The organism is Streptomyces sp. NPDC003027 (assembly GCF_053591435.1).
On sequence record NZ_JBSFTU010000078.1, the window covers coordinates 1 to 9645 of the forward strand.

Annotated in this window: 5 protein-coding genes; 1 reads left to right on the plus strand and 4 read right to left on the minus strand. The window is 68.8% G+C overall.

The window, feature by feature from the left end; genetic code table 11:
• Positions 1-227: 227 nt before the first annotated feature.
• The 3 genes from ACWDX6_RS30430 to ACWDX6_RS30440 form a co-directional block, all read right to left on the minus strand.
• Entirely contained in the window at positions 228-551 is a 324-nt protein-coding gene (locus tag ACWDX6_RS30430; RefSeq protein ID WP_451488097.1) for a hypothetical protein, read from the minus strand.
• Between the two features lie 696 nt (positions 552-1247).
• Entirely contained in the window at positions 1248-2024 is a 777-nt protein-coding gene (locus ACWDX6_RS30435) for an AAA family ATPase (RefSeq protein WP_451488098.1), read from the minus strand.
• Complete coding sequence (locus tag ACWDX6_RS30440) at positions 2024-3538, minus strand: Mu transposase C-terminal domain-containing protein (protein WP_451488101.1); 1515 nt, start codon at positions 3536-3538, stop codon at positions 2024-2026. Before ACWDX6_RS30440 ends, ACWDX6_RS30435 begins: the two co-directional genes overlap by 1 nt.
• A 400-nt stretch (positions 3539-3938) precedes the next feature.
• On the opposite strand from ACWDX6_RS30440, the gene ACWDX6_RS30445 reads away from it, so the two are divergent.
• Positions 3939-5930: a DUF6528 family protein gene (locus tag ACWDX6_RS30445; protein WP_451488099.1), complete on the plus strand. Its 1992-nt coding sequence runs from the start codon at positions 3939-3941 to the stop codon at positions 5928-5930.
• Positions 5931-6279: 349 nt separating this feature from the next.
• Here the strand turns inward: ACWDX6_RS30445 and ACWDX6_RS30450 are convergent, their stop codons facing one another.
• A complete protein-coding gene (locus ACWDX6_RS30450; RefSeq protein WP_451488100.1) occupies positions 6280-8796 on the minus strand; it encodes a Helicase associated domain protein in 2517 nt (838 codons plus the stop codon).
• Between the last annotated feature and the right edge of the window lie 849 nt (positions 8797-9645).

The window sequence follows — 9645 nt, forward strand, 5'->3', positions numbered from 1 at the left end:
TCTGCGTCGCGAAAGACGTCGAGCTTCTCTTTCTCTGATGTCCGCGAAGCCGGGGCAGGCCCTCATGCTCCCGCAGTTACGGGACAGCCCTTAGGGCTGACGTTTTTGATGAATCGGCGGGTCAGTTGGTTGCCGGTCGGTATGTCGTGGAGCGTGTTGTTGCTGGTCACGGCCGTGCGATGAAGGCAGGGGACGGGTGCTGGCTGTTGAGGGGGCGGCACCGCGTTCTACGGCGTCGAGCCGAGTGCGTAGCGGATTCCTGTTGCGGTCAGGTGGAGTTGTTCTCCGCGCTGCGCGGTGATGAGGGGGAAGAGCGGGCTGTCCGGGGCGCGGTCCTTCAACTGGCCGTGGATGCGGGCCGCGAGTATCAGAGGGTGTGCCCAGGAGGGCAGGGAGTAGAGCCGGCATCGGCGGTGGGCTTTGCTGTCGTGGACTTTGACGACGGTTGTGCTCTCGTCGATGTCGATGCCGCGAATGAGTGTGAGCCGGTCGATGTCGGTTGCGGTGATCGTGTGGATGGTCAGGGCTGCGGCGTGCAGCGGGTGCGCCACTGTGGTCAGCCGGGAGGCAAGAACGTCTCCTGGTGTGCGCCATCTCCTTGCTCGAGCGGCGCGGCGCTGTTGGGGGCGACCGCGGTGGCGCCCTGGCATGGGGTACGCGCGGACGGTCCACCACCACGCCGTCCAACGGCGCCGGAGGGGTGATCCATTGTCCGTCGTCTTCGGCGGGCCGGTGCAGCCCTGTGGTCCTGGTGTCGGCCGGTGGGTGTTCCGTCTGCTCCAGGGCGACGCGCGCGTGCGGGAGGGTGTCGATGATGTGGTGCGGGGTCTCGTCGAGGAGCGTGGTCAGGGTGGGGCTGACCGGTCGGTGCCAGAGGAGGGTGAGGCGGATGCCGCTGCGCTCTCGCAGGGCGAGTAGTTGTCTGAAGCGGGCGTCGGTGAGGCGGTCGGTGCGGCAGACGATGAGATGCCGGATGCGGTGGGCGAGTATCCAGGCACAGGCCGCGTCCCAGGCGGGGCGCTGGGAGTCGGCCCAGGTTCCGTAGGTTTCTCCGCCTTGGGGGAGTCGTTTGCCCAGGGAGTAGAGGAGGTCGTGGGCGAGAGCCGCGGGTGCGCCGTTGGCAGGGCTGGGGTCGATGGTCAGACGTCCCAGGCCGGGATCGTGCGCAGTGTGCGCGGCGGCCGTCCAGTTGGGGTGGTCGTCCTTGTCGGTGATGACGGTGACCGGGGGCGGGCCGCCGGCTGACACTACATGCCGCCGATTTTGCTGTAGACCCAGCGCACGAGCTCTTCGTCGACCTGCTTGAGGTTCAGTTTCTTCATGCCGGACAAGATGTGGGTGGTGATGTTGGCCCAATTGCGGAAGCTGCCGTGGGCGGCCTGCTTGTCGATCGCGTCGATCAGCGCGGTGTCCACCTCTGCCCAGACGGGGTGGAAGGCGGGGATCGTGGCCCGTACCTCGTCCTTGGACATGCGGGTGAACTCCTGCCAGATGAAGATCCGGGAGGCCAGCATCGGTTCGCGGCGCAGGACTTTGTAGCAACCGTCGCCTCCGGCGAAGATCACGGCGATGTTGGTGCGTTTGTCGTCCCACAGATGGCGCCAGAACTCGAACCCGGTCTTCTTCATCCACTGCGCCTCGTCACAGACCAGTACCCGGAACTCCTCGGCGAGCGCCTCCTTGAGCAGGGTGTCGAACTCGATCGGGCGGGCGGGAGGCTCGCCCGGCAGCCCCAGGGCCTGGAACAGGCCGTGGCGGATGTCCCGGGGCGTCGGTCCCGCCCGCAGCTCCAGGCGGTGGGTGATGTCCGGGGCGAGGTGACGCAGGGCGGAGTTCACCGACATCGTCTTGCCGGACCCGGCGGGCCCGTAGACGCACATCATGGCCTTCGCCTCGATGACGGCCTCGATATTGTCCCGGGTGGTCAGCAGCGTGTCGGTGCCGACCAGCTGCGCCTGCTCCAGGCCCAGGAAGTGGTCTTCGCTCTCGTCGGGCAGCAGCCCGTAATCCAGATCAGCGATCATCAGCTCTTGTCCTCATCAGGAATGGGTGTGCGCGGGGCCCTGGGGCGAACCCAGGTCTCGGGTGCGGGGCCGTGCGGAACGAGATCGGGACGGGCCAGCGCACGGCGGTCCGTCTGCGCCGCCGCGCCCAGCTCCGCTTCGGCCTGCGCTGAGGTTGGAGAGGCGAGAGGCCTGGGCGGAGCGGCGGTGGTGGAAGCTTCGAAGCGTCGGCGGCGCAGTTTCTCCGCGGCCTTCAGATCGGCCTTGAGCCGGCGGGCGGCCGCGGCCCGTGCTGCCTGGATAGAGCGGATCTGTTCCCGGCTCGCGGCGGCGGCCAGGAACGCCGACCCGAGATGGCGGCCGGTCGCGACGTCGAAGATTTCGATGGTGTCGTCGTGGTGGGGCAGGTGGCGTACCGAGACTCTGGTGCCGGTCCGGCCGTTCATCCAGGGGGCGAGGTAGTCGCGGCGGCGCCACCGCACACCGGACGTGCTGATCGTGTACGTGCGCCAGTCGTCCTCCAAGGCGAACGTCGCCAACTGCCCGGCGGACACATCCGTGAGCGGTGACGCATCGGTCTGCCACGCCTGGACGGGCGTTTTCCCGTTCAGCGCGGACGGGCGGTGGCGGGTGTTCCACCAGGCCGTCCAGTCCAGCAGCAGTCCCACGAACGCCTCATACGTCAGGGGTGGGGCGTCGGGGTCGGCGACCTGGCCGCCGGTGAGCTTCTGGCGGCCGGTGTAGCGGGGGAGGGAGACGAGGAACATCTCCTCCACCGCGTCGTTCAACGCCTCGATGGTGCCCTTCAGATGCGGGGTGTAGGCGGGGAGATCGGTGACGGGGACGGCGAACGCGCCCATCGCCGCGGTGACCGTCTGGCACAGGAACTCCTTGCCGCGGTCCACCCGGATCTGACCGGGCAACCCGCCGACCGGACCGAACGGCTCGCTGCGGGTGATCGCGATCCGCAAGGACGCCAGCACCGCGTCCCGGCTCGGCGCGTGCGCGGTGACCGCGACCCCGGTGATCGCCTTGGTCGCGCAGTCGATGAACCAGGTCACCCACGGCGTGGCCAGCTCACCCTCCACATCGACCTCGACGGGCACGTGCTTGTGGTCGCCCTCCCACACGGCGTTTCGGTGCGTCGGCGGCCGCTTGCCGAACACGTCATGCGCACGCCGCGCGGCTTCCCCGCTCTTCAGCCCGGCCCGCTCACCGCGGGTCAGGTCCCGGCGGATCGCCCGGTGCAGTGTCGACAGCGACGGCACCGCCGGCGCGTCCGGGTCCTCGGCGGCCCGCTGTACCAGCTCGGCGTGGACCCGGGAGGCGTTACCGCCCCACAGCGCCAGCAGCCTCCGGACTTCCGTGGTGACCGTGAAGTGCGAGGCTTCCACCCGGGCGAGACGGTGATCCGCGCGGGCTGCGGCGAGCCACCGCCACACGGTCCGCTCCGACTTCCCCAACGCCTGGGCGACCAGGCGTACGTGTGCGGCTGTCAGCTCACCCCGCCCGTCGAGGTCCAGCAGCCGGGGCATCGCCGCAGCCCGCCCCAACTGGGGTGGGAACACGGCCGCCGGAGGGCCCACGGGATCCTCGCCACGGCTTCCCGGCATGTGCGGCCCCTTTCCGCCGAGTGCTGGACAGCACGGTCTGCCGTCCTGGTCCCAGGTATCCCAGCCCTTCGGCATCCAACTGACCGGAATCGGCATACGACTGACAGCAACCACCGCCATCCGATAGAGCCGTGGCCGTGCACGAAGCCCCACCGCGGCTGAACCGCCCTCTGACGGCACTCCGACGACGACCGTGAGCGAAGCCCTGCTTCACAACAGCAGAAGACACGGCCACCCGGTACACCCGCGCCAGACCCCAGGAACACGAGGATCCTGCTGCATCCCCGCACTGATGCAGCCTCCGGCTTCGAGCAGTGAAACCATGGGAGCGGCCCGCCCGTCACACAGCCGGATCCGGGCGGACACATCGTCCGCACTCGCCGAGTTCGTGAACGTACAAGAAAGTGGCACACACGTGCGTCGTTTTATAGCGGGGAGCCTCAGACGGCGGCTCCTCACCACGGGAAGCGGCCTGGCGTTGGCTGCTTCGCTGCTCATCGCTCCTTCGTCGGCCCTGGCCGCAGATGACGGGAAGACCCCGCGTCCGGTCTGGTCATCGGTCTATTCGCCGAAAGCCCAGTCCGGTCCGCGGAATCTGGTCAAGCGTCTGGCGGACACCTACGTCAGCAGCTCCCACCAGACGGACCATTCGCAGGGGGCATTCCTGCACGTGGGCACGCCGGACAACGGCGCCACGAAGTACCGCAGCTTCCTGCGCTTCGACACGTCGAAGCTGACCGGGGTGCAGATCTCCAAGGCGTACCTGCGGGTGTACAACTCGTTCGTCTCGGACTGCTCCGCGCGGGCCTGGATGGGCGTGTACCGGGTCACCGAGTCCTGGGACGAGAACACGATCAACTGGTCCAACCAGCCGACTGTGGCCGAGGGCATCGGCACCTGGTTCGGCAAGTTCGGGCACCCGAACTGTGAGGACCAGCCGAACGACCGTCTGCCGCACCTGTCCGACGGCATCGAGTACATCGACGTCACGAAGATGGTGCAGGACTGGGTCCGGCCGAACACGACCACGCCCAATTACGGGATCCGGCTCAGCGCTGCCGAGACCGGCACCTCGGGGTACAAGGACTTCTGCTCGATGAACCCGAAGCCGGACGGCGCGGACCGGGCCTGCGACCGGGCGTTCTTCACACCCACTCTTGAGGTCGAGTTCAACGTGGGCGCCACGCCGCTCATCGCCGGGAACAAGTACGGCCCGCCGTATGCGAATGGCTACCCGGCGGCGGAGGAGGCCTTGGAGTTCCTCGACTCGAACGCGCCTGCGGTGTGGTCGGCGTCGAAGCCGTACCAGCGGTGGCTGCCGGACGCGTACCACGGGGTGAACGACGTGAGCCTGAAGGGCGGGGCGTGGAAGGGCGGCACCTCGCACAAGCTGCGGCCGGGCGGCGTGTACGGAGACCAGGTGCTGGTGACGGGTGACGGCGGCAGTGGCTTCGTCGGGGTGATTCCGTACCCGCAGCTGTCGGGCTACCACTGGGCCATCAACGTCAACTCGCCCTGGCCTGACGGGACGGACAAGGTGCAGGGCGATCTGCACGGGGTGGAGCTGCTGCCCGACGGCAGCGTCGCCGTGGCCTTCTCCAGCCGCAAGGGCGGCTACATCGCCCTCTACAGCAAGGCGCAGGGCACGGTCACGGGCGGCTGGAGCAACCAGCCCAAGCAGCGGATCCTGCTGGAGCAGGCCCACGAGCTGGTGTACGACCCCAACGGCGGCTACCTGTGGGCGCTCGGCGGCAAGGAGCTGCGCAGGTACACGTACGCGAACGGCGTGCTCGACACCAGCGCCGCCAACGTGAAGGTCTTCCCCCTGCCCAAGCAGGAGCCGTCGGGCGATGCGTGGGGGCACGACCTGACCCCGGTGTACGGCAACTCGGACCGGCTGTGGGTCGGCGCGAACGGCGGCATCGCCCAATTCTCCAAGAGCGGGCAAGCCGTGTGCAACGTGGGGACGGCCAGCGGCCGCTGGCCCACCTTGGCCCGGGCGAACGAGGTCGAGAACGGGGCGAAGCACTGGTGCACGGACTACCCGTACGAGGACAAGGTCAACGTGCAGCCGATGGTCAAGAGCGTCGGCAACGACCCGGTGACCGGCAAGGTGGCCACCACGTGCGCGGACTCCTGCCCCCTGGCCAACACCCACTACGAGAAGGACGAGAACGGGAATGACGTGCTGAAGCGGGATTACCACACCTCGTGGATCGAGATCGTCCAGCCGAACGGCGTCCGGGACAAGTTCCGGTGGTCTGAGCACAGCAAGCACTACAAGGCCACGTGGGCGGTGCCGGCGTACCGGTGAGGTAAGGCGGCGGATGCCCCGGGAGGGATCGGTTCGGCAGGGACCGGCCCTCCCCCACCAGCTGGGGCGCCTGAGAAGTCGAGGGCGCCCAGCACGTCGCCGGGCACGCAATGCCACAGCAGGACCAGCGCGAGGGTGTGCGCCATGACGCCGAATATGAGCAGGCCGCCTGTATGCACCGCGATGGTCTGCGCATGGCCGAAGAACGCGGTCTGTGAACCGACCCCTCCTGCAAATGGTCAGGACTCGGCCGTATCACCTGGCGCACCGGCGACTATGCCGGCGCTCGCCGGTTCCGGGCGGCCGGACAGGAACATCCCTGTCCGGCCCCGGCTGTTCGTCCGTGCGGCTATGTCCATCGCATGCCGATGGCGGAGAGCTGCTCCATCCGCTCCGGCGTCAGCGTGGCGGCCCTGCTCCGCTGGTTGCTGACCCATGCCCCCAGCCGGACCTCCCGCTGCTCCTGGTCCTCGCCGACGATCCGTTCGACGTGCTTCCTCGGCACCTGAAGGTGTCCCTCGCGCTCGTAGAACTGCCGTGCGGCCGAGAGGTTGGCGGTCCACTTGTCGGCCTGTGTGCGGCGCGGCTTCGGCTTCTCGTCCTCGGTCGCGGGTGTGATCCCGAGGACCTGCTCGCACATCCACTGCTGCACGCTGGTGAGCTGGTCCCAGCCGAGCCGGACCGACTGCACCCACCGCCCGAGATCTTCGCCCTGGCGTACGGCCTCGCCCGCCTCGGTGGGCAGCGCCTCACCGGCGTCCAGGTGCATCCGCACCAGGTGGAAGGAGCGCTGCCAGGTGACCGGCCAGCTCGGGCACCAGGACGCGTCGATGTCCTCCAGCTGCTCGCGCCGCTCGGCCGACAGTGCCCCGGCCGACGACTCCACCGGCAGCCCCTCGGCACGTCGCTGTTCGATCTCGGCAGCCTTCCGGGCGGCGGCCCGCGCGTTCTTCAAAAAGATCCCGACGCGGTACCCCTGGAAGGTGGCGTCCAGCGGGGCCAGGAGATGGCCGTGTTCAGCTGCCCACCCGCGGGCGGCGGACAGGCCCTCCTCCCACGCGACGTCGAAATGACTCCAGATCATGCCGAGCTTCTCCAACTGGGCGATGCGGTCTTCGTCCATGTCGCCGCGGGCGTAGAACCGGCGCGCGTCGGCGATCCACTGCCCCAGGGGAAACCCGGCGAGCGAGGCCGGCCACCCGACCGCATCGGCTTCCTCGCCCTCGGGGACGCGGTAGGTGAAGGGCACCTTCAGGTCGCCGTGCACGCGGGCGAAGATGACCGCGGCCTCCACGCCGCGCCGCCAGTGCTCATGCTCGGGATTGAGAACCCGCAGGTTGATGAACGCCGCCAGCTGCGCCGGGTCACGCGGCGTGGAGAACTTCAGCAGGGCCTTGGCCGGGGCACTGACGCCCCCGGAGTCCTTGCCGCTCCCTCCCGCGCTCTTCCCGCTCTCGTCCTTGGCTACGGGCTTGTAGCGGCTCGGGGCCTGCTGCTCCGCGAGGCTCTCCACGACCCTGGCGTCGTGCGCCCGCAGCGCCTCCAGCAGCTTGGCCAGCCCGCCGAACGCGCGGGAGGTGAGCATGTTGTCCGGCGTCTCTCCCGGACCGAGGAGCACCGGCACCACGAGCGACGCCATCTTGCCCTCGCCGGGCTGCATGCGCAGCGCGCGGCCCACCGCCTGGACGAGGTCGGGCATGGAGCCGCGTACGTCCGCCCAGTAGACGGAGTCGCAGTTCTTGGTGTCGACGCCCTCGCCCAGGACCTTCACCGAGCTCAGGAAGCCCTTCTCCACGACCGTGCCGTCCGTGGCAATCCCGGCGGCGAACTCCCCGAGCAGCTGGCGGCGGTGGAGCGGTTTGTGGTCGCCACAGAGCCAGTCCGCCCAGATCGTCTTGGGGTACAGCTCCGGGTCGCTGGCGTGCAGCTGGGCTGCGACGTCGGGAAGGCCGGCGGCGAATGCTTCGGCCTCGCGGATCTGGTGGTGGAAGACGAGCGTACGGCGGAAGCCTTCCTCCGCCGACGCCTTCACCAGGGCGGTCTGCAGGGCGGCGAGCCGCGCTCCGCGGACCTCTGCCGAGCGGCTTTCGGCGCCCAGGAGCTGCGCGGCCTGGAGCTGTGTGTCGGTGACGTCCATGCATACGACCTGGTAGGGGGCACAGATTCCCCTGTCGATGGCCTCCGAGAGGGTCAGGGTGAACGCCCTGCTGCCGAAGGGGCCGTCGGGGTCGTCTTCCATGCTCGCGACCAGCTCGCCGGGTGCGCCGGCCTGGTCCTCGTCCCCGAGCTGCCACAGCCGAGGCGTGGCGGTCATGTAGAGGCGGCGCAGGGATGGGATCTTCTGGTTGTCGTGGACGACCGCCCACGGCTTCCCGATCTGGCCCGAAACGCGGTGGGCTTCGTCCACGACGATCAGGTCCCAAGCCGCGAGGCCCTCGGCATGCGCCCGCTCCAGCGTGCCCAGCCCGAGACTGGCGTACGTGGCGTACACGGTCACCTTGTCCAGGCCGCGCGTCCACTCCACCAGCTCGTCCACGTCCGTGGTGTTGGGGAAGGACACCTCCTCACCCCGCAGCGAGGACACCCCGATCATCGGCCCCCGGCGGCCCCCCTCGCGCCACGCGGCCTCGGTCTGGGCGAGCAGGTCCAGCGAGGGCACGAGCACCAGCACACGACCCGCGTGGAGCTCCTCCGCGCTCCGGACCGCCACCCGCGTCTTCCCCGACCCGGTCGCCATGATCACCTGCGTTCGAAGCCCCCGTTCGAGCACAAGTGATCTTGCAGGCAATTCGAGGGCGCGCACGACCGCGTCAATTGCTTCTCGCTGGGCCGCCTCGCGCTGGTCGACGCGGTCCGTGCTCGACATATTCGCCTACCTTCTCCTGGGTGCCGTCCGGTCGATTCGAGCGGCAGGAAACGGGGAATCTGCACGTAGAGGAGCCGTAACGGCTACGGTTGGACGGATGTGATCAGCTTGGTGCTCTGCCTCGCCAGAGCACCAGCAAGGCCGGGGGACGGATCTCGATATCGTTCGGGAGGGGTCCGAGGTGGTGTGCTCTGAGTCCATAGCTTATCTCGGCACCAAACTGAAGCAAATGGAATCGCGTGATTCCCTCTAACGTGGCCGAAAGTTGCTAGTCTTGCCTTATCGCAAGCGTCCAGGCCCTTGACGCCCCCTCAGCTCACCCTTCCTCTCCCTTCCCTGAGTGGCCGGTCCCCGCGCCCTGTGGTACGGCGGGTGACGTGGGGTCAGGCGGGGCGTGTAATGGGTGGCTGGAGCGCAGCGGAGGCCACGGGTCGGCCCATAGGGTCGGCCGCCCGGCCCTATGGGCCAGCGGCAATGGGGAGTGCACGGAGCGCGGCGCGCCTTCCCCAAGAAGGCGGGGGAGCGTAGCGGACCCGCCTCAAGTCTGAAGCGAAGCGGAAGGCTCCCTGTCAGGGCTGTGCCCTGACAGCTCCGGGAGCGCAGCGGACGGAGCGTCAACCCAAGTGCGCAGCACTTGGGTTGGTGGGATGCGCAGCATCCCACCAGCGCTCCCGCGGAGCGGGTACCACATCGCTGCGCGATGTGCAAGCGAACCACCGTGCTGCGCACGGTGGTTGCGCTCCCGCTCCGCGGGCACCGTCCTGTCTACCCTGGTCGGCTGTGGAAGCGGCGGGCCCGATACAGGCGGGTCCCTGAGCCTGGACCGGAGCATCACGCTCGCGGAGGAGA